Source organism: Streptomyces cyaneus, from assembly GCF_004028635.1.
Taxonomy (GTDB): Bacteria; Actinomycetota; Actinomycetes; order Streptomycetales; family Streptomycetaceae; genus Streptomyces; species Streptomyces cyaneus.
In genome coordinates, this window is the sequence record NZ_RQJW01000009.1 from 357,467 (window position 1) to 382,979 (window position 25,513).

Consider the following 25,513-nt stretch of genomic DNA (forward strand, 5'->3'; position numbering starts at 1 on the left):
GCGACGCTGAGAGGAACCTGAAGCCCCCTGAAGAGATCTTCAGCTCCGCTTTGCCAGTCTTTACGCATGCGCCTGTTGATCGTGGAGGACGAGAAGCGGCTGGCCCTGTCGCTCGCCAAGGGCCTGACGGCCGAGGGGTACGCCGTGGACGTCGTCCACGACGGCCGGGAAGGGCTCTACCGGGCCTCGGAGGGGTCGTACGACCTCGTGATCCTCGACATCATGCTGCCCGGCATGAACGGCTACCGCGTCTGCGCCGCCCTGCGTGCCGCCGGTCACGACGTGCCGATCCTGATGCTCACCGCCAAGGACGGCGAGTACGACGAGGCCGAGGGGCTGGACACCGGCGCCGACGACTACCTCACCAAGCCGTTCTCGTACGTCGTCCTCGTCGCCCGCGTCAAGGCGCTGCTGCGGCGCGGGGGACAGGGCGCCGGGGCCTCTCCCGTGCACGTCCACGGTGACCTCAAGGTCGACACCGCCGCCCGCCGTGTCTTCCTCGGCGACGACGAAGTGACCCTCACCGCCAAGGAGTTCGCGGTCCTGGAGCAACTCGTGGTGCGGGCCGGGGAGGTGGTGTCCAAGGCGGAGATCCTGGAGCACGTCTGGGACTTCGCGTACGAGGGCGATCCGAACATCGTCGAGGTGTACGTCAGCACCCTGCGGCGCAAGCTGCGCGCCGGGCTCATCCGGACGGTGAGGGGCGCCGGTTACCGGCTGGAGAGAGTGGAGGCCGCGCGATGAGAGGCCGCCTCTTCGGCTCCGTCCGGTCCCGGGCGACGCTGGCCGCCACCCTCGTGGTCGCCGTGGCGCTGGTCGCGGCCGGGACCGCCGTACTGCTGTCGCTCCGGTCCAACCTGGTCGGACAGGCCGGCACGGAGGCGGAACACACCGCACGGGCTGTCGCCACCGACATCGCGATCAAGAGGCCTGACCAACCGCTGTCGGTGGACAAGGACGAACCCGTCCAGATCGTCGACGAGAACAACAACTTGCTCGCGGCCAGCGAGGACTTGGAGCGGATCAGCGGCACGGGCACCGACGCGGTGCGGCCACAGCCGCAGACCTCGCCCGGTGGGGCCGGCAGCGGTGAGGACTCCGACGACGACGCGGACGACGACTCCGCCCTGGAGCCGGGCGAGATCAGCGACCACACCACCTTCACCAGCGGCACCGCCACACTCGACGGCGAGAGCGACGACTACCGCTTCGCCAAGGTCCACGTCGAGGTCGAGGGCAGGGGCACGCTCACCGTGTACGCGGGCGCCCCGCTCTCCGCCGAACAGGGCGCCGTCAGGACGGCGCTGACCGTCATGCTGATCGGCTTCCCGCTGCTGCTCGGTGTCGTCGCGGCCGTCACCTGGCTGGTCACCCGGCGCGCCCTGCGCCCGGTCGAGGGCATCCGCAGCGAGATGGCCGCGATCACCGCCTCCGAGGACCTCGCGCGCCGCGTACCGGTGCCGGACACGCACGACGAGGTCGCCCACCTCGCGCTGACCACGAACGAGACGCTGGCGGCCCTGCAGACCTCGGTGGAACGTCAGCGCCGCTTCGTCGCCGACGCCTCGCACGAGCTGCGCAGCCCGATCGCGTCCCTGCGCACCCAACTCGAAGTGGGTGCCGCACACCCCGAGTTGCTGGACCTCGACGGCGCCGTGGAGGACACCGTACGACTGCAGGGCCTGGCCGCCGACCTGCTGCTGCTGGCCCGCCTGGACGCGGGGGAGCGGCCCGGTGAGACGCGGTTCGACCTCGGCGCGCTGGCCCGCGAGGAGGCCGAGGGGCGGGCCGGTGTGACGGTTCAGGCGCAGGTCGTGGAGGTGGCCGGGTCGCGGGGGCAGGTGGGGCGGGTGCTCACCAACCTGCTGGACAACGCCCAGCGGCACGCCCGCTCGGCGGTCACTGTGACCGTCCGGCGGGAGGAGAAGCGGGAGGAGAAGGGGGAGGGCGCCTGGGCCGTCGTGGCCGTCGCGGACGACGGGGACGGGGTGGCCGAGGCGGACCGGGAGCGGATCTTCGAGCGGTTCGTACGGCTCGACGAGGCCCGCAGCCGCGACGACGGTGGCGCCGGGCTGGGCCTGGCCATCGCCCGCGACGTGGCCGTACGGCACGGTGGCACGCTCGGCGTGGGCCGGGCGCCGGCGGGCGGAGCCCTGTTCGAACTCCGCCTGCCGCAGGCTCAGTAGGTACCGAGCGGGTCCGCCCGGGTCACGGGCGTCCCCGCTGACCGCGCAGGTGCTCCGCGATCGGCTTGAGGGCCTTGTCGAGCTCCGTCAGGGACTCGGGGGGCAGCAGATCGATGAAGTGCCTGCGCACGGACGCCACATGGTGCGGCGCGACCTTCTTCATCGTCTCCATGCCGTGCTCGGTGAGCACGGCGTAGAGCCCGCGGCGGTCGGACTCGCAGTTCTCCCGCCGGACCAGGTTCGCGTTCTCCATCCGGGTGATCTGGTGGGAGAGGCGGCTCTTGGACTGGAGGGTGGCCGACGCGAGGTCGCTCATCCGCATCCGGACGTCCTCCGACTCGGAGAGATTCACCAGGATCTCGTAGTCGTTCATTGTCAGGCCGAACGGCTGCAGGTCCCTTTCGAGCTGGTAGGTCAACAGCCTGTTGACCTCCAGGTGGGTGCGCCAGGCGCACTGCTCCGCATCGGTCAGCCAGCGGGTGGCCGTCTCGGTCTCCATAAATGAAGTCTACCTAAAATGTTGAAAGGCGAACTAGTGAGGGTTTTCTGTGACACATCTGTGTGCGCACACGTTCGATGTCACACTCCGCAGACTACCGCTCACAGCCCGAAGCGACGCTGGAGGTCTCCCAGCTGTCCGGGAAGGCGCGGTGTCCCGGCCGTTTGTGAAGGGCCTGTGTGGGGCCCGCCGGTACCGGGTACTCCGGGCTCCGGCGGAACGGCCCCCGTGGCCTGCTCGGCCATGAGGGTCTCGGTCGACTGGAGCAGGACCGTGCCGGCTCCGACGAACTCGAACTGATGCTCCTCTCCGGAGGCCCCGCCGAGGCCTGTCAGTGCACGTAGACCGCCCATCACGCCGGTCATGTAGCCATGGTCGTAGTGGTGGCACGGCGACGGGCAGTCGGCCCAGCCGACGAGTGCCTGCGGGTCCACCCGGATCGGGGGTTCCATGAACACCACTGGACCGTTAGATGCGGCCACGAACTTTCCGGTTCCGATGAGCGTCAGAAAACCCGGCACGATCGATTGCTTGAGCGCGAGACTTGGCTGAAAAGCGAGCAGGTTGCCCGAGCGAATGGTCAGGTTGCCGTCTTCGAGGTCGTACGAGTTCACGTCGAAGGCCCGGTCGGCCAGCAGCATCTTGCCCGAGCCCTCCGCCACGACCCAGTCGCTCGCGTGCAGAGGCGAATGAAAGGACGTACGGACAAGTCGGTCGAGTCGGCCGTGCCCGACGCCGTTGAAGTCGATCGAGCCGTAGTAGGCGATCATCTTCCCCTTCTGCAGGAACCACTGGCTCCCTTTGAGCTCCACGCAGAAGGTGTAGGCGTTGACGTTGTCGTCCGAGGGCAGCGTCGCCGGGTCGAAGACCGTGGGGCCGGCGGGGGTGCCGTAGCCGCCGGGGGTTCCGTAGGGGCTCACAACTTCTCCTCCGACGCCTGGACGTACACCGCACCGCTGCCGCTGAGCTCCAGCTGGAAGGCCTCGCCGGAGCCGCGGCCCACCATGTCGCGCCAGCCGAGCGCGGTGGACAGCTTGTTGCGTACGTCGCCGTGGTGGGCGACGTAGGCCTGGGGGTCGACGTGGACGGGCCGCTGCGGGGTGATCGGGATCTCGAAGACGCCGCCGTGCGCCATGACCGCCACGGCCCCGTGCCCCTTGAGGGTCGTGGTGAACAGCCCCTGCCCGCTGATCTGTCCCCGGACCATGCCCATGACGCCGCCCTGCGAGCCGAGGAACATGGTGCCCTGCTGGAGGGTGCCCTCGAAGGCGAGGAGGCGGTCGGCCTCGACGCACAGGGTGTCGCCGGAGAGGTTGATCACCTGGACGTGGTGGCCGCCGTGCCCGAAGAGGACGGTGCCGCTGCCCTCGACGGTCATCAGCGGGGTGTCCTCGTTCGCCACCCGGCGCCCGATCATCGACATGATGCCGCCCTGGCCACCGGCCGTGTTGGGGGTGAAGGACACCTCGCCCTTGTAGGCGAGCATCGCGCCGCGCTGGCTGAACAGCCGCTGACCGGGCAGGACGGTCGCCTCGATCATCTTGGAGTTGATCTCGCGGAAGGTCATCTCACACGTCCCCCGCGATCGTGTTCCGCTCGCTCGGCTGTACGTACACCAGCCCGTCCCCCTCGAACCGGATCTGGAAGGCCTCGCCGCCGCCTTCGCCCATGAGCGTGCGGAAGGTCACACCGGACTGGAAGGACTGCCGCAGATTCCCCTGGTGGGCCACATAGGCCCCCGGGTCGACGGTCAGCGGGTACTGCGAGCTGACCCGCAGCACGACCGCCGGCCCGTGCGACATGATCGCCGCCTGTCCGTGCCCCTCGACGGTGGTCGTGAACAGCCCATTGCCCTGCGAGGCGCCGCGCAGCCCCGTGAAGGACGTGCCGGTCCGCAGCCCCGCGTCGGTCGCGAGCAGGTTGCTCGACTCGACGTAGAGCTTGTCGCCCTGGAGGTTCACGAGGTTGATCTCGGAGGCCCGGTCCGCGAACCAGCACGTCCCCTGCCCCTTCACCTCCATCACCGTCATCTGCTCACCGGTGAGCCGCCGGGTCACCATCCCCCGGATGCCCTCACCGCCACCGCTCATCTTCTTGAAGGCCATCTGCCCGTCGTACGCGACCATCGAGCCGTTCTTCGCCTTGACGGCATCCCCGGTCATGTCGACGGCGAGCACCTTGCTGCCCTGAAGTCGGAACATCGCCACGCAGCGAAAGGTAGCCCGCGGTGACTGCCGCCAACAGGTCCTGGAGGTGGACATCACCCCTGACGGCACCCCGAGCCGAACCCTCTCCCGGCGTTTGCCACAATGGGTGAGCGTTTGTGCTTGCGTTCACAAGCTGATGCCGACCGTCGTCTCTCCCACCGAACCCCACCGAAGGTGACCCGTGGACATCAAGACCGCCACCGCCCTCCGCCGCCTCCGCCTCGTCTCGGCCCCCGAGGCGGTGTCGTTCCTGCTCCTGCTCGTCTGCTCGGTGCTGAAGCGGACCACCGACTTCAACGCGGTGCCCGTGATGGGCGCGGTCCACGGCATTCTGTTCATCCTGTACGTGATCTTCTGGGCGGACGCCTGGAACCGCACCAAGTGGTCCTTCAAGACCGCGGCGCTCTACTTCGTCCTCTCCGTCCTGCCGACCGGCGGCTTCTTCGCCGACCGCAAGCTGCGGCGTGAGGCCGAGGACGCCGTCATCGCCGCCCGCGCCCGCCAGGAAGGAAAGGTCAACGCATGATCGTCGCCTTCTCCGTGACGCCGCTCGGCGTCGGCGAGGACGTGGGGGAGTACGTCGCCGACGCCGTCCGCGTGGTGCGTGAGTCGGGTCTGCCCAACCGCACCGACGCGATGTTCACCTCCGTCGAGGGTGAGTGGGACGAGGTCATGGACGTCGTCAAGCGCGCCGTGGCCGCCGTCGAGGCACGGGCACCGCGGGTGTCGCTGGTCCTCAAGGCGGACATCAGGCCCGGCGTGACGGACGGTCTCACCTCGAAGGTGGAGACCGTGGAGCGGCACCTCGCCGAATAGGCAGCGGCGCTCCGCGGCATCGAGAGGTGGGGGCAGTACGTCGATGCCGCGGAGCGCTGTCGTGCCCAAGTCCGAGTGACGCACGGGCAGCGCGTGCGCGGGGTGCGCCCCCCCGGTCGCCCCGATTCCCGCTCGGCGCACGCTTTCACGGCCCGATCCCCCCGAAGTTCCGCGCGCCGACAGCCCCCCCTTCCACCGCAGACGGAACCCGTCCGCCCTCAACCCGCGCTCCGAGCACGGCACATGCCGTACCCCGAGGACGCCGCCCGGCCGAACGCCGGGCTCCGGCCGGAGCGGCGCCCACCCGCGCCCGCCCGAACAGCGCATCGGCGCCCGCCTCTTCGGGTTCGCCCCGGCACCCGCCTGACGCGGTGTCGGCAGTCGGCGGGCGCGCCTTCGCGGGCAGTTCCCTCAATTGGCCCGCGCGGCTCGCGGACCCCGTGGCCCTGACCCACGATGAAGCTCAGGGCCGAAACCCGCGTTCGCGCAGGTGAACAGGGACGGCCGCCGCTTGCTCCCGCGAAGGAAGGGTCCGCCGGATGACCACTTCGCCCTATACATCCCAGTCGGCATTCGACGGTTCCAGGATGCGCGTCATCCTGCTCGTCGATCTCCACGAAGGCGCCCAGCAAGAGTTCCTCGACGCGTACGAGCACATGCGTGAGCGAGTCGCGTCGGTTCCCGGTCACCTCGGTGACCAGTTGTGCCAGTCCCTGGAGAACCCGTCCCAGTGGGTCATCACGAGCGAATGGGCCACCGCCCCGCCGTACCTCGCCTGGGTGAACAGTGAAGAGCATCTCGAGACGGTCAGGCCCCTGCAGAGCTGCGTCCGTGAGCTGCGGTCGATGCGTTACGGCGTCGTCCGTGAGACCGGCCGGGCCCGCCCGGACGCCGGCGGACTCCAGACGGCCGTACGGGTGGGCGACGGTGTGACACGCCACGCCCTGACCTTCACCGTCAAGCCCGGCTCCGAGTCCAAGGTCCACGAGATCCTGGCCGGCTACGCGCCGCCCCAGGCCCGCGTCGACGACTCCACGCGGCTGCGCCGCACCACCCTGTTCATGCACGGCAACCGGGTCGTGCGCACCGTCGAGGTGGAGGGCGACCTGATGGCGGCGCTGCGCCACGTCTCGCGCCAGCCCGAGGTACGGGCCGTCGAGGAGGCCCTCAATCCGCATCTGGAGCAGCACCGGGACCTGTCCGACCCCGAGTCCGCGCGGGCCTTCTTCGCCCGCGCCGCCATGCCGGCCGTCCACCACGTGGCACGCGGCGGACCGGATCCGGACGGCCTCACGCGGCACGCCCTGTACTACCCGGCCCGCGCGGGCTGCGGTATGGCGCTGGCCCGGCTGCTCTCCCAACAGGACGAGACCGCGGCCGCCGACCCGGCCGGCCCCGTGCACCGCAGCACCGTCTTCCAGCGGGAGGACATCGTCGTCCGCCTCATCGACGTACGCGGTGACCCCGAGACCGATCCGGTCGGGGCGCTCGGCATCCACGGCCCGCGCAAGGCCGCCGTACTGGCCCGGCTGCTCGACGGTGGCGCACTCGGCGTGGCGGGACCGCCCACGGGTGAGCGGGAGGCGACCCGCCTTCTGGCGCACGCCGACATGGCGCTGATCACCGACCGCAGGGCTGCGCAGTCCTGACGGCACAGCGCAGGGACCAACACCCCACCGAACGACCTGGAGACAGACCATGGAGAAGATGCGCCCGCGCGTCGTGGACGTGAACGAGATCGAGCCCAACCGCAAGCGTGGTGGCGACCTGCGCACCCTGCTCACCCCTGTCACGGTGGGCGCCACGAGCGGCTTCATGGGCCTCGCCATCATGCGGCCCGGCGAACGCATCAGCGAGCACTACCACCCGTACTCCGAGGAGTTCGTGTACGTCGTCGAGGGCAGGCTGGAGGTCGACCTGGATGGCGAAACGTTTCCTCTCCGTGCCGACCAGGGCCTCATGATCCCCATCGACATGCGGCACCGCTTCCGCAACGTCGGTGACGAGGAAGCCCGGATGGTCTTCCATCTGAGCCCGCTGGCCCCGAAGCCGAGCCTCGGCCACGTCGACACGGAGGCTCCGGAGATCAGCGACGACATCAAGCCGTACCCGCTCGTCCAGGAGGAGAGCGGGCGGCCCGAACGGCGCGGGGTCCTGTCGTGACCCGGCGGGTGGCGGTGACCGGCATAGGCGTGGTCGCTCCGGGAGGCATAGGGGTGCCCGCGTTCTGGGACCTCCTCTCGGGCGGCCGTACCGCGACACGAGGCATCACCCTGTTCGACCCCGAGGGGCTGCGGTCCCGGATAGCCGCCGAGTGCGACTTCGACCCGCTCGCCCACGGACTCGAACCCGAGCTGGTCGAACGCGCCGACCGGTACATACAGTTCGCCGTCGTCGCCGCGACGGAGGCCGTGACCGACAGCGGCGTCGACCTCGCCGCGGAGGACCCCTGGCGCGTGGCCGTGTCCCTGGGCAGCGCGGTGGGCGGCACGACCCGGCTGGAGCAGGACTACGTCCTGGTCAGCGAAGGCGGGCAGCGCTGGGACGTCGACCACCGCGCCGCGAACCCTTACCTGCACCGCGCCTTCTCGCCCAGCACGCTGGCGTCGGACGTCGCGGAGCGGTTCGGCGCCCAGGGGCCGGTGCAGACTGTCTCCACCGGCTGCACCTCCGGCCTCGACGCGGTGGGCTACGCCTTCCACACCATCGAGGAGGGCCGCGCCGACATCTGCATCGCCGGGGCGTCGGACTCGCCGATCTCCCCGATCACCATGGCGTGCTTCGACGCCATCAAGGCCACCTCGCCCAACAACGACGACCCCGAACACGCCTCCCGGCCCTTCGACGCCCACCGCGACGGATTCGTCATGGGCGAGGGCGCCGCCGTCCTCGTACTGGAGGAACTGGAGCACGCCCGTGCGCGCGGCGCGCACGTGTACTGCGAGATAGCCGGCTACGCCACCTTCGGCAACGCCTACCACATGACCGGGCTGACCAGTGAGGGACTGGAGATGGCCCGGGCCATCGACGCCGCGCTCGACCACGCGCGCGTGGACCCCTCCGACATCGACTACGTCAACGCCCACGGCTCCGGCACCCGCCAGAACGACCGTCACGAGACCGCCGCGGTCAAGAAGTCCCTCGGCTCCCACGCCTACGACACACCCATGAGCTCGATCAAGTCCATGGTGGGCCACTCGCTCGGGGCGATCGGCGCGATCGAGGTCGTCGCCTGTGTACTCGCCCTGGCCCGGCAGGTGGTGCCGCCCACGGCGAACTACGAGACCCCGGACCCCGAGTGCGACCTGGACTACGTACCGCGCACCGCACGCCCGCGCAGGCTCGACAACGTGCTCTCCGTGGGCAGCGGCTTCGGCGGTTTCCAGTCCGCGGTGCTCCTGACGGGGCCGGGTGGGAGGACGAAATGAGTGATAGTGGTATACGCCCCCGGCACACCGCCGTCACGGGGATCGGTGTGGTCGCGCCCAACGGCCTGCACGCGGACACCTACTGGAAGTCCGTCAAGGAAGGCGCGAGCGTACTCGACCGGATAACCCGGGAGGGCTGCGAGCACCTCCCGCTCCGCGTCGCCGGTGAGGTCCGCGGATTCGACCCGTCGGCGCTCATCGAGGAGACCTTCCTCGTCCAGACCGACAAGTTCACCCACTTCGCCCTGGCTGCCGCCGACGCCGCCCTGCAGGACGCGGGGCTGAGCAGCACCGCCGCCGACTCCCCGTACTCCGTCGGCGTGGTCACCGCGGCCGGCTCCGGCGGCGGCGAATTCGGTCAGCGGGAACTGCAGAAGCTGTGGGGGAAGGGATCCCGGTTCGTCGGGCCCTACCAGTCCATCGCCTGGTTCTACGCGGCCAGCACCGGCCAGATATCCATCCGCAAGGGCTTCAAGGGCCCCTGTGGGGTGGTGGCCAGCGACGAGGCCGGCGGCCTGGACGCCGTCGCGCACGCCTCCCACGCCGTGCAGCGGGGAACGGACGTGGTCGTGGTCGGGGCGGCCGAGGCGCCGCTCGCCCCCTACTCGGGGGTCTGCCAGCTCGGATACCCCGAGCTCAGCACCGTCGAGGACCCGGCGCGCGCCTACCGTCCCTTCACCTCGGCGGCCTGCGGCTTCGTGCCCGCGGAGGGCGGTGCCGTGCTGATCGTGGAGGACCTGGAGCGGGCCCAGCGCCGTGCCGCGACCGTCCGGGCCACCGTGGCGGGGCACTCCGCCACCTTCACCGGCGCCTCGCACTGGGAACAGTCACGGGAGGGGCTCGCGCACGCCATCCGCGGTGCCCTCGACGAGGCCGGCTGCGCACCGGAGGAGATCGACGTGGTCTTCGCCGACGCGCTGGGCGTCCCGGAGGCGGACCGCGCCGAGGCCCTCGCCCTCGCCGACGCCCTCGGCCCGCACGGCACCCGGGTGCCCGTCACGGCCCCCAAGACCGGCATCGGGCGGTCCTACTGCGGGGCACCCCTGCTGGACATCGCGGCCGCGGTGCAGGCCATGGAGCACGGGCAGATACCGCCGACCCCGAACGTCTTCGACGTCTGCCACGACATCGACCTGGTGACCGCCACGGCGCGCCCGGCCGAGCTCCGCACGGCCCTGATCCTCAGCCGGGGACTCATGGGCTCCAACTCGGCGCTCGTGCTGCGTGGCGCTCCGCTGGAAGGGCGGTGATCGACCGCGGGCCGGTGGGGGCTGGTCGCGCCCACGCGGCAGAGCCGCATATCGACAGGGCCCCGCGCCCCTGAAGGGGCGCGGTACCGCACCGGACTTCACCAGGGCCGCTCAGAACCCTCCGCACCCGCACGACAAGGAGAACGCGTATGACCACCGAAGTCACCCAACTGACCGTCGGGGAACTGGCCACGCTGATGAAGCAGGCCGCCGGCGTGACCGTCGACCCGCAAGACCTCGAGAGCCGGGCGGACGCCCCCTTCGCCGAGTTCGGGCTGGACTCGCTCGGCCTCCTCGGCATCGTGGGCGAGCTGGAGAACCGGCACGGCCGGGCGCTCCCCACCGACGCGGAGCGCTGCAAGAGCCCCCGCGCCTTCCTCGACCTCGTCAACGGCGCACTCGCGACGGGAGCCTGAAGTGGCCGGACACACGGAGAACGAGATCACCATCGCCGCACCCGTCGACCTCGTCTGGGACATGACGAACGACCTGGACAGATGGCCCAAGCTGTTCAGCGAGTACGCGTCCTGCGAGGTGCTGTCCCGCGAGGGCGACAAGGTGACCTTCCGCCTGACCATGCACCCCGACGAGAACGGCAAGGTGTGGAGCTGGGTCTCGGAACGGGTCGCCGACCGAGAGAAGCTCATCGTCCGGGCCCGCAGGGTCGAGACCGGCCCGTTCGAGTACATGAACATCGTCTGGGAGTACGAGGAGACCCCCGACGGCACCCGGATGCATTGGACGCAGGACTTCGCCATGAAGCCCGACGCCCCGGTCGACGACGCCGGGATGACCGACATCATCAACCGCAACTCGCCCATCCAGATGGCCCTCATCCGCGACCGCATCGAGGAGGTCTCATGCACCACGCCCTGATCGTCGCCAGGATGGCCCCGCAGTCGGCCCCGGACATCGCCGACGTCTTCGCGGACTCCGACCGCGGCGAACTCCCGCACCTCGTCGGGGTGACCCAGCGCTCCCTGTTCCAGTTCGGCGATGTGTACATGCACTTCATCGAAGCCGAGCAGGACCCCGGACCAGCCATCGCGAAGGTGGCCGGGCACCCCGAGTTCGTCGACATCAGCAGGCGGCTGGAAGCGTTCGTCAGCCCGTACGACCCGCAGACCTGGCGGAGTCCGAAGGACGCGATGGCGCGGCGCTTCTACCACTGGAAAAGGCACTGAGCAGAGGAACAGAGCAGAGGCACTGAACGAAGACTGAACGAAGAACGCCGCCGCCCGCGCTGAACCAAGCGCGGGCGGCGGCCTTCGGGCAGTGGCTTTCTCGTGCAGCCGGTCACCGACGCGCGAGCGCCGGCATCAGCCGCAGGGCGTTCTCCCGGTTGATGCCCTCGAGTTGCTCCGCCGAGAGGAACGGGTCGCTGTCCAGCGCGGGCGTCACGCTGTCGGCGATGACATGCGCGGGGGTGGGCGGCCAGTCCGTGCCGAAGAGAATGCGGTCGGGGTCCACCGTCGTCAGCAGGGTGGGCGTGGCCGAGGGGGACATGGGGCCCGCCGTGTCGAAGTAGAACCGGTGCAGGTAGTCACGGACCCGGCCGGGCTCGACGGCGGGGGTGATGCGCCCGCCGAAGAGTTCGAGCCGGGTGGCCATGTAGGGGAGGAAGCCTCCCCCGTGCGGCAGGATGAAGCTGAGGTTCGGATAGCGGTCCAGGGTGCCGTTCCTGATGAGGTTGATGGCCGCACGCGTGGTGTCCATGAGGAAGTCGCACACGAAGGGCGGCATGCCCGGCAGTCCCGCACCGCCGTCCTTCCCGGCCGGTACGTCCATGGGGTGCGTGCTGATGACCGCGGACCGGTCGTTCAGCTCCTGCAGGAGGCGGTCGTGCGACTCGTCCCCGAGTACCGCGCCTTCCACGCTCGTCCGCGTGCTCACCCCGATGGCTCCGAGCTCGTCGAGGCCGTAGCGCACGCTCCACGAGGAGAGCTCCAGGTCGTCGAGGAACACGGGAGTGAAGAACGCGAAGCGCGCGGGGTGGCTCGCCACGACGTCGGCCGCCGCCCGCAGGGCGACGCGCGCGCTCTCCTGGCGCTCGGCACGCTCACGGAGCCGGCCCAGCATCGCGACGGTCATGACGGACGTGCCGATGCCGTTCTTGTCCATGACCTCCAGTGCCGTGTCCAGGTCCCAGCGTGTCCACCAGGGCAGCTTCTCGCGGTTGACCACCCCTCGTTCCTCCGCCCAGTCCAGCCAGGCGGGAGCAGTGAAGTGGTGGTGGACGTCGACGCGTCCGGAAAGGGCCATAACAACGTCCTCGGTGTGGGTGGTTCAGCGGGGGTCGGGCAGGGCAGGGGGGCGGCGGAGCGTCAGCCGCGGCAGAGCACGGACTGCAGCACCTTCGTCAGCACGCGATCGGCGTCCGGCATCGCCGCGTCCGCTCGCCAGGCGACGAAACCGTCGGGGCGTACGAGTACGGCACCGTCCTCGGCCGTGCCGTGCAGCTCCGCCCAGTCGGCGTCCGGTTCGGGGGTGAGGTCGTGGTCGGGTCCCGTGCCCACGAGATACGCCTCGACCGGGACGCCCAGGCTCAGGGAGGCCTTCTCCACAGCGGTCCGCCACTTCTGCCCCCCGGACCCGGCGAGCAGCACGAAGGAACGCTCGTACAGGTCGAGCGTGGAGATCCTGCCGCGCCCTGTCATCACCCACATATGGGGCGCACGGCTCCCCGGCTCGCCGCCCAGCTGGAAGGCGTCGGGGACGATCGGCCGTTGCGCGGGGGCGTCCACCACCGCCGGGGACTCGTACCGGTAGCACAGGGCGACGGTCATCAGGTCCCCCGGGTCGTTGTTGCGTCCGGCGGCGGGACTGAATCCCGGGTGCTCCTCGTCGGCTGCCTGGACGCACGCCCGGGTGCCGGTCGCGAGGGCGACGGGCCGTCGTTCACGCTCGTAGGTGTCGAGCAACTCCATGCCCGCCCAACCGCGGAGCACCGAGGCCAGTTTCCAGGCGAGGTTGTGGGCGTCCTGGATTCCGGTGTTGGAGCCGAACGCCCCGGTGGGCGGCATCTCATGGACCGCGTCGCCGGCCAGGAAGACCCGGCCCTCGCCGTAGCTGTCCGCGACCCGCTTCGACGCGTGCCAGGGCGCCCGCCCCGTGATCTCGACGTCGATGTCCTGGACGCCGACGGCGGCGCGGATGTGCGCCGTCAGCCTCTCGTCGGTGAAGTCCTCCAGCTCTTCGCCCCGGTCGGGATACCAGGGAACGTGGATCACCCACCGCTCCTCGTTGTCCACCGGCAGCAGCGCACCTTCGCCCTGGGGGTCGGTGACGTAGCAGACGACGAATCGTTTCTCTCCGACGTACTCCTTGAGCGTCCTGCTACGGAACGTGACGCTGACGTTGTGGAACAGCTCGCCCGGCCCCGACTGGCCGATCCCCAGCTGGTTGCGGATGGGGCTCCTCGGGCCGTCGGCGGCCACCAGGAAGTCGGCGTTCACCGTGTAGGTCTCACCGGACTCCCGGTGCCGGATCCGGGCCTGGACGCCCTCGCCGTGCTGGGTGAAGGAGAGCATCTCCGAGTTGAAGCGGATGTCGGCACCCTGCTCGGTGGCGTAGCTCAGCAGGACCGGTTCGAGATCGTTCTGGCTGCACAGGCACCAGTCCGAGGAGCTGACCCGGGAGACGTCCATGCCGCCGGAGATGTCCCCGACGATCCAGCGGCGCTGCTGCCCGGTGAGGGTGTCCACCTGGAGAATGCCGTCGTTTCCGGCGAGGGTGCGGGCCGCCTCCCGGATACGTGACTCCAGGCCGGCCGTCCGGTAGATCTCCATGGTGCGCACGTTGTTGCCGCGGCCACGCGGATGTGTCGATGTCGCGGCATGGCGCTCCACGAGCATGTGCTCGATACCGAGGCGCCCCAGGAAAACCGAAGTGGAAAGACCCACCAGGGATCCGCCGACGATGAGAACTGGTACAGATTCCGCTTCGTGTCCGCTCACGTCGACGATGTTTACCAGGCCGGACTGCCACACACACGTCATATGACGACCCGACCCATATGGCTCAGTGCCGTTTGCGGCGCGGTGTCGCCCGGGAAACGGTGGCACTGACCGACGGAATCCGACCGCCGGAAATCCACGCCTACCCCGGGGATCCAGTCATGACGCAAGCGTTCGCATCCGAGGAATCCGAGGCACTGTCGTCCGAAGCCGCCGCGGCCGCCGCCTCGTCCTGCAGCCGGGAGTTCCGGGCCAACCCGCATCCCGTGTACGCGGCGCTGCGGGAGCAGGCGCCCGTGTGCCCGCTGTCGCCGCCGCACGGCGTGGAGACGTACCTGATCACCCGCTACGACGACGCGCGCGCCGCCCTGGCCGACCCCCGGCTGAGCAAGGACATGTACGGCGCCATCGACGCCTACCACCGCATCTTCGGTGACTCGTCGATCGCGCTGGACGACAACATGCTCTTCTCGGACCCTCCGAAGCACACCAGGCTCAGGAGAATCGTCGGGAGCACCTTCACACCGAAAAGGGTGGAATCGCTGCGTGCACGCGTGCAGGAGATCACCGATGATCTGCTGGACCAATGCCCGACGTCCGGTTCGGTGAACCTGCTTCCGGAGTTCTGTTTCCCGCTTCCGCTGCACGTCATCTGTGAACTGCTGGGCGTCCCGGAAAATGAACGCAAACAGGCTCAGGAATGGTCCGCCACCGTCGCGCAGACCGGTTTCGGACCGGAGGCGAGAAAGGCGCTGGAAGTCGCCGAGGGGAATCTGCGCGACTATCTCGTGGACCTGTGCGCCCGAAAGCGCAGGGAGCCGGAATCGGATCTGCTCAGCGCTCTCGTCACGGCCCAGGACCAGGAGGGCTCGCTCACCGACCACGAACTCGTCTCCACGGCGTGGGTGCTCCTCTTCGCGGGCCACAAGTCGACGGCGTACCAGATCGGCAACGCCGTCTACCACCTGCTCAGCCGGCCGGACCAGAAGCGCCTGGCGCTGCGGGACGCGGCCGCCATGAACGCGGCCATCGAGGAGATCTTCCGGTTCGAGACCTCCGTGGAGAACTCCACGTTCCGCCACGCGAAGGAAGACATCGTGATCCGCGACCAGCTCATCCCCAAGGGGGCGCTCGTCCAGATCTCCATCACCGGAGCCAACCGTGACCCGGAGATGTTCGCCGCGCCGGACGAGATGGACGTCCAGCGCCCGAACGTGCAGGCCACGCATCTCGCCTTCGGGTACGGCCCGCACTACTGCATCGGCGCACCGCTGGCCCGCCTGGAGATGCAGACCGCCCTCACCTCGCTCTTCGCGCGATTCCCCGACATGGCCCTGGCCGGGGCGCCTGAGGACGCGCGCTGGCTGACCGTGCCGTTCCCCGCGTTCCGTGGGCTCGCGGAACTCCCGGTCGTCCTCGACCCGTCATGACGGGCGGCTCCTCGGCCCCGGAGCGGGTGCGCGTCATTCGGCTGCTGCGCGTGCGCCCGGGGATGGAAGCGGACTTCGTGAAGTCCTACAAGGCCGTACTCGCGGGGGCCGCGCGATTCCCCGGACACCTCGGTGAACAGCTCTGCCGTTCCCTGGACGATCCCGCTCAATGGCTGCTCACCAGCGAGTGGGACAGCCTCGAAGCCATCCAACGGTGGCGCACCGGCCCCGAGCACGAGACCTTGGTCGAGCCGATGAACGCCTGTCTGCACGACGATCGGTGGACGGCCCTGTTCCAAGTGAAGGAGTCGGTGGCCGGCTGAGCTGCCGGACCGAAAGGCGAGACGGGGCTGACCAGCATGTGACCGGCCGGTAAGGTCGGTCCCGTGCCGAAGCCGCTCAGTCTTCCCTTCGATCCCATCGCCCGCGCCGACGAACTCTGGAAGCAGCGCTGGGGCAGCGTGCCGTCGATGGCCGCCATCACCTCGATCATGCGCGCGCACCAGATCCTGCTCGGCGAGGTCGACGCGGTGGTCAAGCCGTACGGACTGACGTTCGCGCGGTACGAGGCGCTGGTGCTGCTCAACTTCTCCAAGGCCGGCGAACTGCCGATGTCCAAGATCGGCGAGCGGCTGATGGTGCATCCCACGTCCGTGACGAACACCGTCGACCGGCTGGTCAAGTCGGGCCTGGTCGACAAGCGCCCCAACCCCAACGACGGACGTGGCACGCTCGCCTCCATCACCGACAAGGGCCGCGAGGTCGTCGAGGCGGCCACCCGCGACCTGATGGCCATGGACTTCGGTCTCGGGGTGTACGACGCCGAGGAGTGCGCGGAGATCTTCGCGATGCTGCGCCCGCTGCGGGTGGCGGCACACGACTTCGAAGAGGGCTGACCTCCAAGAAGACGCCCCGGGGCCCCGGGCAAGATCTCCCGGAACGGGTGGTTACGCTCGTACGCATGAAAAAGAGCGTCCTGACCCGCTACCGGGTGATGGCCTACGTCACCGCCGTCATGCTCCTCGTGCTGTGCACCTGCATGGTGTTCAAGTACGGCTTCGACATGGGCGAGGACGTCACCTTCGCCGTCTCCCAGGTCCACGGCTTCCTCTACATCATCTATCTGGTGTTCGCCTTCGACCTCGGCTCCAAGGCCAAGTGGTCGTTCGGCAAGCTGCTGTGGGTGCTGCTCTCCGGGACGATTCCCTTCGCCGCCTTCTTCGTCGAGCGCAAGGTCACCCGCCAGGTCGAACCCCTGGTCAGCGAGCCGGTCCCGGCTGTCGCCAAGGCCTGACGAAGCCTGACGCAACCGCCGTACGGACGCGTACGGCGGATCTGCCATCGACATTTACTTGGACGTCCTAGTAAATTCGAAGGTATGGACGCTGACGCCATCGAGGAGGGCCGCCGTCGCTGGCAGGCCCGGTACGACGCCGCGCGCAAGCGCGACGGTGACTTCACCACGCTCTCCGGGGATCCCGTGGAGCCGGTGTACGGGCCCCGGCCGGGAGACAGGTACGAGGGCTTCGAGCGGATCGGCTGGCCCGGGGAGTACCCCTACACGCGCGGGCTGTATCCGACCGGCTACCGAGGGCGGACGTGGACCATCCGGCAGTTCGCCGGGTTCGGGAACGCCGAGCAGACCAACGAGCGCTACAAGATGATCCTCGGCAACGGCGGAGGCGGTCTCTCGGTCGCCTTCGACATGCCGACGCTCATGGGCCGCGACTCCGACGATCCGCGCTCGCTCGGCGAGGTCGGGCACTGCGGTGTCGCCATCGACTCGGCCGCCGACATGGAGGTCCTGTTCAAGGACATCCCGCTGGGCGATGTGACGACGTCCATGACCATCAGCGGTCCGGCGGTTCCCGTCTTCTGTATGTACCTGGTGGCGGCGGAGCGGCAGGGCGTCGACCCGGCCGTGCTCAACGGGACCCTCCAGACCGACATCTTCAAGGAGTACATCGCCCAGAAGGAGTGGCTCTTCCAGCCCGAGCCGCACCTTCGCCTCATCGGCGACCTCATGGAGTACTGCGCGGCCGGGATCCCCGCCTACAAGCCGCTGTCCGTCTCCGGCTACCACATCCGTGAGGCCGGATCGACGGCCGCGCAGGAGCTGGCGTACACGCTGGCGGACGGGTTCGGATACGTCGAGCTGGGGCTGTCGCGCGGGCTGGACGTGGACGTCTTCGCCCCCGGCCTGTCCTTCTTCTTCGACGCGCACGTCGATTTCTTCGAGGAGATCGCCAAGTTCCGTGCGGCCCGGCGTATTTGGGCGCGGTGGATGCGGGACGTGTACGGGGCGCAGAGCGAGAAGGCGCAGTGGCTGCGCTTCCACACCCAGACCGCCGGTGTCTCGCTGACCGCCCAGCAGCCGTACAACAACGTCGTGCGTACGGCCGTGGAGGCGCTGGCTGCCGTACTCGGCGGGACCAACTCGCTGCACACCAACGCCCTCGACGAGACCCTCGCGCTGCCCTCCGAGCAGGCCGCGGAGATCGCCCTGCGTACGCAGCAGGTCCTCATGGAGGAGACCGGGGTCGCCAACGTGGCCGATCCGCTGGGCGGTTCGTGGTACGTCGAGCAGCTGACCGACCGGATCGAGGCCGACGCCGAGAAGATCTTCGAGCAGATAAAGGAGCGTGGGCTGCGGGCGCATCCCGACGGCCGGCACCCCATCGGGCCGATCACGTCCGGGATTCTGCGGGGGATCGAGGACGGCTGGTTCACCGGGGAGATCGCGGAGTCCGCGTTCCGCTACCAGCAGGCGCTGGAGAAGGGTGACAAGAGGGTCGTGGGGGTCAACGCCCACACCGGCTCCGTCACCGGCGACCTGGAGATCCTGCGGGTGAGCCACGAGGTGGAGCGCGAGCAGGTCCGGGTGCTGGGCGCCCGCAAGGACGCCCGGGACGAGGGTGCCGTGCGGGCCGCGCTCGACGCGATGCTCGTCGCCGCGAGGAACGGCGGCAACATGATCGAGCCCATGCTGGACGCCGTACGGGCCGAGGCGACCCTGGGCGAGATCTGCGGGGTGCTGCGCGAGGAGTGGGGGGTGTACACCGAGCCGGCGGGGTTCTGAGCGTCCTGGGCGTTCTGAGCGTCCTGGGCGTGCCGAGCTACGAGTCTCCGGTGAGGCCCAGGAGCAGCACGCGCGTGAAGCTGCGTACCCACTCCTCGTCCGCCGGCTCCGCGCTCACCAGGGTGCGGTGCACCACCGCGCCCGCCACCACGTCGAAGATCAGGTCCGCGGTGCGTGCGGCTTCCTCCGGATCCGTCTCCGGAGGAAGCTCGCCGCGTTTCTGGGCCCGGGAGCGGCCCTGGAGGACCAGGCGTTTCTGCCGGTCGACGATGGACCGGCGGATGCGCTCGCGCAGGGCGTCGTCCCGCGTCGACTCCGCCACCACCGCCATCAGCCCGCTCTTCGCCTCCGGGCGGGCCAGGATCGCCACGAACTGCAGGACGACGCCCTCGATGTCGGCGGCCAGCGAGCCCCGGTCGGGGAGCTCCAGCTCGTCGAAGAGTTCCGCGACCGCGTCCACCACCAGTTCGTTCTTGCCGGACCAGCGGCGATAGAGCGTCGTCTTCGCAACCCCGGCGCGCGTCGCCACGTCTCCCAGGGTGAGCTTGGACCAGCCCACCTCGACCAGCGCCTCCCGCGTCGCGGCGAGGATCGCCGTGGCCGCGGCGGCGCTGCGCGGGCGGCCGGGGCGGGCGGTGGAGGTGCTGCTCTGCATCCCACGACCATATCCCCGCGATATCGGGGGATTCTGTGAGGTCGTGAGGGAGATCACCGGGGCGGGGTGTTCGGGAGGCACTCGATGCCATTACGCTACGACTCGTAGCGAAAGCTCGCGATGGACGTACGCGAGCGTCAACACGCACGACGTGGGGTGGGGACCCGGCGTCGAAACAGCATCAGGCCGGACCGGCTTTCACAGTGCTTTTCACGTGTGCGCGGGGAACGGGGGAGGATAGACGCATGCAGCCACGGAACATGTCCATGAGCGGAGTCGTCGACCTCGCCGCGGTGAAGGCGGCCCAGGAGGCCAAGGCGAAGGCGGAGCAGGCGCGTGCCGAGGCCGCCCGGCAGGGCGGGGGAGGGGCCGTGTCGCCCGCGGACCTCGTCATCGATGTGGATGAGGCGGGCTTCGAGCGGGACGTACTTCAGCGGTCCACCGAGGTACCCGTCGTCATCGACTTCTGGGCCGAGTGGTGCGAGCCCTGCAAGCAGCTGAGCCCGGTGCTGGAGCGGCTCGCCGTCGAGTACAGCGGCCGGTTCCTGCTCGCCAAGATCGACGTCGACGCCAACCAGATGCTGATGCAGCAGTTCGGCGTCCAGGGGATTCCCGCCGTCTTCGCCGTCGTCGCCGGTCAGGCGCTGCCGCTCTTCCAGGGGGCGGCCGGGGAGGCGCAGATCCGCGAGACGCTGGATCAGCTCGTCGCCGTAGCCGAGCAGCGGTTCGGTCTCACCGGCCTCACCGTCGACCCCGACGCCGAGCCCGGTGGCGCCCAGGCCGCTCCCGCCGCGCCGGCCGGCCCGTACGACGCCCTGCTCGAGGCCGCCGTACAGGCGCTGGACGCGGGCGACTTGGGCGGTGCCGTCCAGGCGTACAGGAACGTACTGAGTGAGGACCCGGCGAACACCGAGGCCAAACTCGGGCTCGCCCAGGCCGAGTTGCTCCAGCGGGTGCAGGGCGCCGACCCGCAGCAGGTGCGCAAGGAGGCCGCCGAGAAGCCGGCCGACGCGCGGGCGCAGATCGCCGCCGCCGACCTGGATCTGGTGGGCGGGCATGTCGAGGACGCTTTCGGGCGGCTCATCGAGACCGTGCAGCGCACGGTGGGTGACGACCGGGACGCCGTACGGCTTCGGCTGCTGGAGCTGTTCGAGGTCGTGGGCGCCGATGATCCACGGGTGGCGGCGGCGCGCAGGGCGTTGGCGCGCGCGCTGTTCTGACCGGGGCTTCAGGCGGGGCGGCGGCCCCGTTCTGACCAGTCACTAAACGCGCAGGCACGTGTTGCCCGAGTGAAAGATCTGCCGAGAGAGCATCAATGCGGCCGCGCTTTACCAAATCTTGGTAATCGCGGCCGCAGTTACTTCGGGTAAGTCGAAGGCGTCGTTCTGTCGGATTCTGTCCAGCGATTCTTGGATTTGTCCGGTCGCTTGACGCCACCCTGTGTGGCTGTCCGAGACCGACGGGTCGTTGTTCGGTTATCCGGCCGTTACTACTGAGTAACGAAGCCCCTTGTGCGGGCGGCGAGAATGCACCACGATCGGCCACGCTCGGTCCTTTCCCGTACCCCGACAGCCGGTTGGGTCGCGGGAGTTCCTGGGTCCCCACCGAGCAGAGTCGGCGGCAGTGGCGCCGGCTCTTGGGCAGGGGGGTCTTCGCTCATCCGGCGAAGCCTGTCCAGCAAGGTTGTGCGTGATGCGTGTCAGGCGCGACCAGTGGTTGTCGCTCGGGGGTGATCGCCGGTGATTCGGGCGCGGTTCGCGCCACCGAGCGCAGGCGCTCTCCTTCCCGAGGACGTAGCACTTCTCCCATCCCTGCCCGGCTGAGCCGTCAAGTCGACAGTGGCAGCCAGGGCCAGGAGATGTACGTCCGAGAAGGAGGAAATATGGAGTCCCAGGTGCGTGGCGGGACCAGATGGAAGCGGTTCGCTGTGGTCATGGTGCCCAGCGTCGCCGCTACGGCTGCGATAGGTGTCGCCCTCGCGCAGGGCGCTCTCGCCGCGTCGTTCAGTGTCTCCGGCCAGTCGTTCAAGGTTACGACCGACAAGCTCGTCGGTACGGGTTTCTCGCAGTACGGCGCTCTTGACGAGGGCTACACGCTCACCGGCAAGAAGACGGTTCACCCCGTCGCCGTCTCGGGCTTCAAGTCCGCGACGATCAACAGCCTCTGCCAGTCCGTGGTCACCCCCGACGTCCCGCTGCTCGGGAGCGTCAGCCTGATCCTGCGGGCGGGTGAGGACCCGAACAAGCCGGTCGAGGCCAAGAACCTGTACATCGACGTGGCCGACCTCGAGGCCGACGCCACGTTCGAGAACATCGACATCGGTGTGGCTGCCAAGGACGCCAGCAAGGGTCCGGGCATGAAGGGTGGCGGCGAGCAGGCCAACCCCTTCGGGTTCGCCCAGCAGGCCGACAAGGCCACGCTGGTCGGCGTGAAGCAGACGGCGTGGGCGACCACCGCCGGAACCTTCAAGCTCAGCGGTCTGAAGATGTCGCTGTCGACGGGTGTCAAGGAGTGCTACTAAGCACTCTGTGACGGGCGGGGGAGCCGATGGCGCCCCCGCCCGTCCACTCTCCGCCCGCTTTCTTCACAAGCGGTCACACGCACTACAACTCACCACCACCGCACCACCATCACGGCAAAGCCGCAGCAGGGAGCTGTTTTCCATGAGCGCCGAGACTCCTGCCGTATCCGGCCAGTTCACCCACAGGAGGACGCAGTTCCGCGCCTGGCGGGGTACGCGGCCGTTCTGGGCCGGTCTGTTCGTCATGCTCGGCGGACTCCCCATCGCCTACTTCCCGTACGCGAACCTCCAGATCGGTCACCTGACGCTGGCCATGCAGACCGCGGGAGGCTCCAGCTCCCTGATCATCGGTGTGCTGCTCGTCGTCCTGGGCTTCACTCTCTGGTTCCAGAAGCACGTCCGCACCTTCGCGGGCGTCGCGGCGATTTTGCTGGCGCTTGTCTCCATCCCGCTGTCCAACCTCGGTGGCTTCCTCATCGGCTTCCTCTTCGCCCTCATCGGCGGGGCGATGGCCGTCTCGTGGGCCCCGGGCGCGCCGCCCGAGTCGGAGCAGGCGCTGGGGGACGTGACGGGAGCGGGTGGCGCTCCGGAAGGCCTGGACCCTGACACCACGGTCCTCAAGCCCGTCCAGGACACGGCCGAGTTGGGCAAGTCGAACGATCTGTCAGGAACGAGCCCGGCGAACGGGGCGAACGGGAGGCACAGTGCCGGCTGACGAGGTGACCCACGGGACTGAGGTGGACAAGTCCCGTGTGAGAACCGGGCCGCGTCACGCGGCGCCCAAGAAGCCGCTGTTCACCAGGTTCCACATGCCGGCCGGCAAGGCGATAGCCCTGGCAGCGATGCCCACGGCGGTCCTCATGGGGATGGGTTTCACGCCCACCCTCGCCCAGGCCGACAGCAACAACGCGACGAAGCCGACGTCCAACAGCCTCACGGCCGACGAGTACAAGGACTGCGTGGCGGCCCTGGAGGACGGTGCCTCCGCGTCCCCGGGCGCAGATGAGTCCACGGACAGCGACGAGGCGGCGCAGCCGACCCCGTCGCCGTCGGCCTCCGCCGGCGAGGACTCCTCGGGCTCGTCCGACTCCTCGGACGGTTCGGGAACTTCGGACTCTTCGGATTCCTCGGGATCTTCGGGCTCCGCGGGCGACTCCTCTTCGTCGGATTCAGGTTCCGACGACGGGGCCGAGCCGACGCCGACGCCGTCCGCGAGCAAGACGAGCGAGGCCCAGTCCGGCGACACCACCACGCCGAGCCCCTCGGCGTCCGAGAGCGGCGGCAACCTGCTGGAGGACATCGGCGACGCGATCACCGACGTCTTCACGGGTGGCTCCGCCGCCGAGGAGAGCGCGAGCCCGACGCCGACGCCCTCCGCGAGCGCGAGCGAGGAGGCGTCCTCCGGCTCCTCGGACGCCGCGGACTCCGCCGGCAAGGACACCTCCGAGGCCTCCGACCCCGTCAAGGAGACCGCCGAGAAGGTCACCGACACGGTGAAGGACACCGTCGACGGCGCCACCGACAAGGCGTCCGAGGCGGCGAAGGACACCACCGAGGCGGCTGCCGAGGCCACGGCCACGCCCAGCCCCTCCGCGAGCTCCGGCACGGACCCCGAGGACTGCCCGGCCGCCACGGACGAGGAGGGCGGCATCGACAACACCGTGCCGCTGCCCGACGACGCGTGGTTCCTGGACGCCAGCTCGCTGCTGCTGAAGGGTGCCGACTACCAGGGCATCGTCAAGGTGAAGACGGCCAACGGCTCCACCAAGAAGGTGCTGAAGTACGTCGTCTCCGACGGCGTCGACATCGGCGACCTGCACCAGACGGTGAAGGACAAGCAGTCCGGCAAGACCTACCACGTGCAGGCGGCCGAGGGCTCGACGTCCACCTTCCGCAACGGCAAGGTCGTGATGTACACGGAGAGCATCTCCGGCAACCTGCTGGGCCTGATCCCGGTGACGTTCGACCCGGAGCACCCGCCGCCGCTGAACATCCCGCTGATCTACTTCACCAAGGTGAAGGTCGTCCAGGCCGGCCAGTTCGGCGGCACCCTGCACGTGCCCGGGCTGCACTCCTACATCACCGACTGAGCCGGGCGTCTCAAGCGGACGCCCCCACAAGCCCGTTCGGGAGCCGCACACCGGCTGTGGCCCGGTCCTCCATGTTTGGGGGCCGGGCCACAGCTGTGCACGGCTCACGTTGAAGCTCCTTGTCGAGCCCCTTCAACGAACGTCGGCCCCCTGGTCTCCCTCCGCATGCAGGAAGGGATGCCCCCCTTGCGTTCCAGACCCCCGGGGGGTGCCCGTGCCCTCGCCGATGCCGCAGGAGGCTGAAGTGACCAGGCACCGAGAGGTGTACTGCGTCGACCACGAGGGCGACTTCGGCCTCAGCGGGTTCGCCGGGGCACTGAGCTCACCGACCGGCCCGCGCCGCGACGCGCCGACGGTGCCGGCCCTCGCCGCGCAGAAGGCGCGTGACGACGAGGACGTCCAGCTCGGCAGGGACGTACGGCTCCTGCTGGAGTCACCGCTGCCGGACGAAACGATCCGCACGGTGTGGCTGGCCGCCGTACGAGAGCGCTTCGACCTCGCAGACCAGGGTCTGGACATGCGCACCTGGCTGCACGAGATCGCCGGGGTGTGCCCGGCGCGCGACCGCGGTGGACGGGGGAGGAACCCGTCGTGCCGGAGGCGGAGTTGCGCGAGTCGGTCCTGGCCGAGATCAGGTCGGCGTCGCCCGCGCTGACGCGCGCCGTCCCGGAGCGGGACCTCGCGCCCGCCCTCGGACAGGTCGTCGCCGAGGTCGACGCCGACCTGGGTTTCCGCCTGTTCCTGCGGGCTCTCAAGGCCTACGGCTCGACGGTGGCCGAGGACCAGTACCACCGGCTGCTGGCCATCGGCGAGCGGCTTGCCCACCCCCTCACCGCCGTCTTCGAAGGACTGGACGTGCGGTGGCCGCCGCTCGACCCCGGCCGGCGGGACTTCGAGTTCGGTTTCGGGCTGCCGGGGCTCTCCCGGATGTTCGACGGGGAGTGAGACAGCTGGCGGCGACTCAGCCCTTTCCGACGACACGGTCGCGGCCCTGTGGCGCACCGCCGCACGGCGTGAGCGCGCCGTCGACGCGTCCGACCCGGCCTACCCGCCCTTCGTGTCACCGCCCCGCACCGACCTGACGGACCAGGTCGCTCGGGAGGTCCAGGACCTCACCCAGCCGCTGAACCGCGCGACGGGGATCGACGGCACGGCCGCAACGCTGGAGCGCATCGTGACCGCGATCGACTCCGGCCTCGGTTTCCGGTTCCTCCTGCGCATCGTCGAGGCGTACGAGATCCCCGTCACGGAAACCTTGTACACCCGATACCGGGCGCTGGGAGAACGGTTTGGCTACGACGGGAGCCAGATCACCGACGCGGTGGAGGAACTCGTCGAACACGACTGAGACGACCACGTCGACGCCCGAAGGCCGAAGGCCGAAGACCGCAGGAGA

The 25,513-nt window shown here is 69.5% G+C and carries 30 protein-coding genes; 23 read left to right on the forward strand and 7 right to left on the reverse strand.

The genetic code is table 11. The features are described from left to right. Window positions 1-66 precede the first annotated feature (66 nt). Both EHO50_RS31975 and EHO50_RS31980 read left to right on the forward strand, forming a co-directional pair. On the forward strand, window positions 67-744 hold the full coding sequence (locus tag EHO50_RS31975) for a response regulator transcription factor (protein WP_128434709.1): 678 nt from the start codon (window positions 67-69) through the stop codon (window positions 742-744). Further along, window positions 741-2,186 (forward strand): sensor histidine kinase, encoded by a 1,446-nt coding sequence (locus EHO50_RS31980; protein WP_128434710.1) that lies wholly within the window; start codon window positions 741-743, stop codon window positions 2,184-2,186. The genes EHO50_RS31975 and EHO50_RS31980 overlap by 4 nt, the downstream gene beginning before the upstream one ends. A gap of 22 nt (window positions 2,187-2,208) precedes the next feature. On the opposite strand, the gene EHO50_RS31985 is transcribed toward EHO50_RS31980, so the two are convergent. From EHO50_RS31985 to EHO50_RS32000, 4 genes are all read right to left on the reverse strand, one after another. Then, the gene (locus EHO50_RS31985; protein WP_128434711.1) at window positions 2,209-2,685 is read right to left on the reverse strand and encodes a MarR family winged helix-turn-helix transcriptional regulator; all 477 of its coding nucleotides are present in this window, start codon (window positions 2,683-2,685) and stop codon (window positions 2,209-2,211) included. Between the two features lie 101 nt (window positions 2,686-2,786). Further along, window positions 2,787-3,605: an AIM24 family protein gene (locus EHO50_RS31990; protein WP_128434712.1), complete on the reverse strand. Its 819-nt coding sequence runs from the start codon at window positions 3,603-3,605 to the stop codon at window positions 2,787-2,789. Next, window positions 3,602-4,252, reverse strand: coding sequence for an AIM24 family protein (locus EHO50_RS31995; RefSeq protein WP_128434713.1), 651 nt, complete (start codon window positions 4,250-4,252; stop codon window positions 3,602-3,604). Before EHO50_RS31995 ends, EHO50_RS31990 begins: the two co-directional genes overlap by 4 nt. A gap of 1 nt (window position 4,253) precedes the next feature. Next, window positions 4,254-4,886 (reverse strand): AIM24 family protein, encoded by a 633-nt coding sequence (locus EHO50_RS32000; RefSeq protein ID WP_128434782.1) that lies wholly within the window; start codon window positions 4,884-4,886, stop codon window positions 4,254-4,256. A 187-nt stretch (window positions 4,887-5,073) separates the two neighbouring features. Here EHO50_RS32000 and EHO50_RS32005 point away from each other — a divergent pair, with 187 nt between their 5' ends. The 9 genes from EHO50_RS32005 (at window position 5,074) to EHO50_RS32045 (ending at window position 11,570) form a co-directional block, all read left to right on the forward strand. After that, complete coding sequence (locus tag EHO50_RS32005) at window positions 5,074-5,418, forward strand: DUF3817 domain-containing protein (protein ID WP_128434714.1); 345 nt, start codon at window positions 5,074-5,076, stop codon at window positions 5,416-5,418. Beyond that, window positions 5,415-5,708 carry an MTH1187 family thiamine-binding protein gene (locus tag EHO50_RS32010; RefSeq protein WP_062715249.1) on the forward strand — a complete coding sequence of 98 codons (294 nt, stop codon included), beginning with the start codon at window positions 5,415-5,417 and terminating at the stop codon, window positions 5,706-5,708. The genes EHO50_RS32005 and EHO50_RS32010 overlap by 4 nt, the downstream gene beginning before the upstream one ends. A gap of 539 nt (window positions 5,709-6,247) precedes the next feature. Beyond that, a complete protein-coding gene (locus EHO50_RS32015; protein WP_128434715.1) occupies window positions 6,248-7,357 on the forward strand; it encodes a SchA/CurD-like domain-containing protein in 1,110 nt (369 codons plus the stop codon). A gap of 49 nt (window positions 7,358-7,406) precedes the next feature. Next, window positions 7,407-7,871 (forward strand): cupin domain-containing protein, encoded by a 465-nt coding sequence (locus tag EHO50_RS32020; protein WP_128434716.1) that lies wholly within the window; start codon window positions 7,407-7,409, stop codon window positions 7,869-7,871. Continuing rightward, window positions 7,868-9,136, forward strand: a complete 1,269-nt coding sequence (locus tag EHO50_RS32025; protein ID WP_128434717.1) for a beta-ketoacyl-[acyl-carrier-protein] synthase family protein — start codon at window positions 7,868-7,870, stop codon at window positions 9,134-9,136. The genes EHO50_RS32020 and EHO50_RS32025 overlap by 4 nt, the downstream gene beginning before the upstream one ends. After that, window positions 9,133-10,386, forward strand: coding sequence for a ketosynthase chain-length factor (locus tag EHO50_RS32030; protein WP_128434718.1), 1,254 nt, complete (start codon window positions 9,133-9,135; stop codon window positions 10,384-10,386). The genes EHO50_RS32025 and EHO50_RS32030 overlap by 4 nt, the downstream gene beginning before the upstream one ends. Before the next feature lie 149 nt (window positions 10,387-10,535). Further along, a complete protein-coding gene (locus EHO50_RS32035) occupies window positions 10,536-10,802 on the forward strand; it encodes an acyl carrier protein (RefSeq protein WP_128434719.1) in 267 nt (88 codons plus the stop codon). A gap of 1 nt (window position 10,803) precedes the next feature. Beyond that, on the forward strand, window positions 10,804-11,262 hold the full coding sequence (locus EHO50_RS32040) for an SRPBCC family protein (RefSeq protein ID WP_128434720.1): 459 nt from the start codon (window positions 10,804-10,806) through the stop codon (window positions 11,260-11,262). After that, the gene (locus tag EHO50_RS32045) at window positions 11,247-11,570 is read left to right on the forward strand and encodes a TcmI family type II polyketide cyclase (RefSeq protein ID WP_128434721.1); all 324 of its coding nucleotides are present in this window, start codon (window positions 11,247-11,249) and stop codon (window positions 11,568-11,570) included. The genes EHO50_RS32040 and EHO50_RS32045 overlap by 16 nt, the downstream gene beginning before the upstream one ends. 112 nt (window positions 11,571-11,682) lie before the next feature. On the opposite strand, the gene EHO50_RS32050 is transcribed toward EHO50_RS32045, so the two are convergent. Next, window positions 11,683-12,648 (reverse strand): amidohydrolase family protein, encoded by a 966-nt coding sequence (locus tag EHO50_RS32050; protein ID WP_128434722.1) that lies wholly within the window; start codon window positions 12,646-12,648, stop codon window positions 11,683-11,685. A 62-nt stretch (window positions 12,649-12,710) separates the two neighbouring features. Continuing rightward, a complete protein-coding gene (locus EHO50_RS32055; protein ID WP_128434723.1) occupies window positions 12,711-14,384 on the reverse strand; it encodes an FAD-dependent oxidoreductase in 1,674 nt (557 codons plus the stop codon). Window positions 14,385-14,503: 119 nt separating this feature from the next. Here EHO50_RS32055 and EHO50_RS32060 point away from each other — a divergent pair, with 119 nt between their 5' ends. The 5 genes from EHO50_RS32060 (at window position 14,504) to icmA (ending at window position 18,851) form a co-directional block, all read left to right on the forward strand. Then, window positions 14,504-15,772, forward strand: coding sequence for a cytochrome P450 family protein (locus tag EHO50_RS32060; protein WP_128434724.1), 1,269 nt, complete (start codon window positions 14,504-14,506; stop codon window positions 15,770-15,772). Further along, window positions 15,769-16,095, forward strand: coding sequence for an antibiotic biosynthesis monooxygenase family protein (locus EHO50_RS32065; protein WP_128434725.1), 327 nt, complete (start codon window positions 15,769-15,771; stop codon window positions 16,093-16,095). Before EHO50_RS32060 ends, EHO50_RS32065 begins: the two co-directional genes overlap by 4 nt. A 63-nt stretch (window positions 16,096-16,158) precedes the next feature. Beyond that, entirely contained in the window at window positions 16,159-16,668 is a 510-nt protein-coding gene (locus EHO50_RS32070) for a MarR family winged helix-turn-helix transcriptional regulator (RefSeq protein ID WP_128434726.1), read from the forward strand. A gap of 65 nt (window positions 16,669-16,733) precedes the next feature. Further along, a complete protein-coding gene (locus EHO50_RS32075) occupies window positions 16,734-17,066 on the forward strand; it encodes a DUF3817 domain-containing protein (RefSeq protein WP_128434727.1) in 333 nt (110 codons plus the stop codon). Between the two features lie 84 nt (window positions 17,067-17,150). After that, window positions 17,151-18,851, forward strand: coding sequence for a coenzyme B12-dependent isobutyryl-CoA mutase large subunit (gene icmA / locus EHO50_RS32080; RefSeq protein WP_128434728.1), 1,701 nt, complete (start codon window positions 17,151-17,153; stop codon window positions 18,849-18,851). Window positions 18,852-18,888: 37 nt separating this feature from the next. Here icmA and EHO50_RS32085 read toward each other — a convergent pair whose 3' ends face one another. Beyond that, a complete protein-coding gene (locus EHO50_RS32085; RefSeq protein WP_128434729.1) occupies window positions 18,889-19,506 on the reverse strand; it encodes a TetR/AcrR family transcriptional regulator in 618 nt (205 codons plus the stop codon). 245 nt (window positions 19,507-19,751) lie between these two features. Here EHO50_RS32085 and EHO50_RS32090 point away from each other — a divergent pair, with 245 nt between their 5' ends. The 7 genes from EHO50_RS32090 to EHO50_RS32125 all read left to right on the forward strand — a co-directional run bounded on the left by EHO50_RS32090 (window position 19,752) and on the right by EHO50_RS32125 (window position 25,465). After that, window positions 19,752-20,726 carry a tetratricopeptide repeat protein gene (locus EHO50_RS32090; protein ID WP_128434730.1) on the forward strand — a complete coding sequence of 325 codons (975 nt, stop codon included), beginning with the start codon at window positions 19,752-19,754 and terminating at the stop codon, window positions 20,724-20,726. Between the two features lie 662 nt (window positions 20,727-21,388). Then, the gene (locus tag EHO50_RS32100; protein ID WP_128434731.1) at window positions 21,389-22,027 is read left to right on the forward strand and encodes a DUF6230 family protein; all 639 of its coding nucleotides are present in this window, start codon (window positions 21,389-21,391) and stop codon (window positions 22,025-22,027) included. A 142-nt stretch (window positions 22,028-22,169) separates the two neighbouring features. After that, window positions 22,170-22,742, forward strand: a complete 573-nt coding sequence (locus EHO50_RS32105) for a DUF6114 domain-containing protein (RefSeq protein WP_128434732.1) — start codon at window positions 22,170-22,172, stop codon at window positions 22,740-22,742. Then, entirely contained in the window at window positions 22,732-24,117 is a 1,386-nt protein-coding gene (locus EHO50_RS32110) for a hypothetical protein (RefSeq protein WP_128434733.1), read from the forward strand. The genes EHO50_RS32105 and EHO50_RS32110 overlap by 11 nt, the downstream gene beginning before the upstream one ends. A gap of 244 nt (window positions 24,118-24,361) precedes the next feature. Beyond that, window positions 24,362-24,772 carry a hypothetical protein gene (locus EHO50_RS32115; protein WP_128434734.1) on the forward strand — a complete coding sequence of 137 codons (411 nt, stop codon included), beginning with the start codon at window positions 24,362-24,364 and terminating at the stop codon, window positions 24,770-24,772. Next, window positions 24,709-25,062, forward strand: coding sequence for a hypothetical protein (locus tag EHO50_RS32120; protein WP_128434735.1), 354 nt, complete (start codon window positions 24,709-24,711; stop codon window positions 25,060-25,062). Before EHO50_RS32115 ends, EHO50_RS32120 begins: the two co-directional genes overlap by 64 nt. Before the next feature lie 112 nt (window positions 25,063-25,174). After that, complete coding sequence (locus tag EHO50_RS32125; protein WP_128434736.1) at window positions 25,175-25,465, forward strand: hypothetical protein; 291 nt, start codon at window positions 25,175-25,177, stop codon at window positions 25,463-25,465. The last annotated feature ends 48 nt before the right edge of the window (window positions 25,466-25,513 follow it).

Bases quoted from the DNA above. Each gene is read 5' to 3' on its own strand.
- EHO50_RS31975 (WP_128434709.1), top strand. From the start codon at position 67: ATGCGCCTGTTGATCGTGGAGGACGAGAAGCGGCTGGCCCTGTCGCTC.
- EHO50_RS31980 (WP_128434710.1), top strand. From the start codon at position 741: ATGAGAGGCCGCCTCTTCGGCTCCGTCCGGTCCCGGGCGACGCTGGCC.
- EHO50_RS31985 (WP_128434711.1), bottom strand. From the start codon at position 2,685: ATGGAGACCGAGACGGCCACCCGCTGGCTGACCGATGCGGAGCAGTGC.
- EHO50_RS31995 (WP_128434713.1), bottom strand. From the start codon at position 4,252: ATGACCTTCCGCGAGATCAACTCCAAGATGATCGAGGCGACCGTCCTG.
- EHO50_RS32000 (WP_128434782.1), bottom strand. From the start codon at position 4,886: ATGTTCCGACTTCAGGGCAGCAAGGTGCTCGCCGTCGACATGACCGGG.
- EHO50_RS32010 (WP_062715249.1), top strand. From the start codon at position 5,415: ATGATCGTCGCCTTCTCCGTGACGCCGCTCGGCGTCGGCGAGGACGTG.
- EHO50_RS32015 (WP_128434715.1), top strand. From the start codon at position 6,248: ATGACCACTTCGCCCTATACATCCCAGTCGGCATTCGACGGTTCCAGG.
- EHO50_RS32020 (WP_128434716.1), top strand. From the start codon at position 7,407: ATGGAGAAGATGCGCCCGCGCGTCGTGGACGTGAACGAGATCGAGCCC.
- EHO50_RS32030 (WP_128434718.1), top strand. From the start codon at position 9,133: ATGAGTGATAGTGGTATACGCCCCCGGCACACCGCCGTCACGGGGATC.
- EHO50_RS32035 (WP_128434719.1), top strand. From the start codon at position 10,536: ATGACCACCGAAGTCACCCAACTGACCGTCGGGGAACTGGCCACGCTG.
- EHO50_RS32045 (WP_128434721.1), top strand. From the start codon at position 11,247: ATGCACCACGCCCTGATCGTCGCCAGGATGGCCCCGCAGTCGGCCCCG.
- EHO50_RS32050 (WP_128434722.1), bottom strand. From the start codon at position 12,648: ATGGCCCTTTCCGGACGCGTCGACGTCCACCACCACTTCACTGCTCCC.
- EHO50_RS32055 (WP_128434723.1), bottom strand. From the start codon at position 14,384: ATGACGTGTGTGTGGCAGTCCGGCCTGGTAAACATCGTCGACGTGAGC.
- EHO50_RS32060 (WP_128434724.1), top strand. From the start codon at position 14,504: ATGACGCAAGCGTTCGCATCCGAGGAATCCGAGGCACTGTCGTCCGAA.
- EHO50_RS32065 (WP_128434725.1), top strand. From the start codon at position 15,769: ATGACGGGCGGCTCCTCGGCCCCGGAGCGGGTGCGCGTCATTCGGCTG.
- EHO50_RS32075 (WP_128434727.1), top strand. From the start codon at position 16,734: ATGAAAAAGAGCGTCCTGACCCGCTACCGGGTGATGGCCTACGTCACC.
- icmA (WP_128434728.1), top strand. From the start codon at position 17,151: ATGGACGCTGACGCCATCGAGGAGGGCCGCCGTCGCTGGCAGGCCCGG.
- EHO50_RS32085 (WP_128434729.1), bottom strand. From the start codon at position 19,506: ATGCAGAGCAGCACCTCCACCGCCCGCCCCGGCCGCCCGCGCAGCGCC.
- EHO50_RS32090 (WP_128434730.1), top strand. From the start codon at position 19,752: ATGCAGCCACGGAACATGTCCATGAGCGGAGTCGTCGACCTCGCCGCG.
- EHO50_RS32100 (WP_128434731.1), top strand. From the start codon at position 21,389: ATGGAGTCCCAGGTGCGTGGCGGGACCAGATGGAAGCGGTTCGCTGTG.
- EHO50_RS32105 (WP_128434732.1), top strand. From the start codon at position 22,170: ATGAGCGCCGAGACTCCTGCCGTATCCGGCCAGTTCACCCACAGGAGG.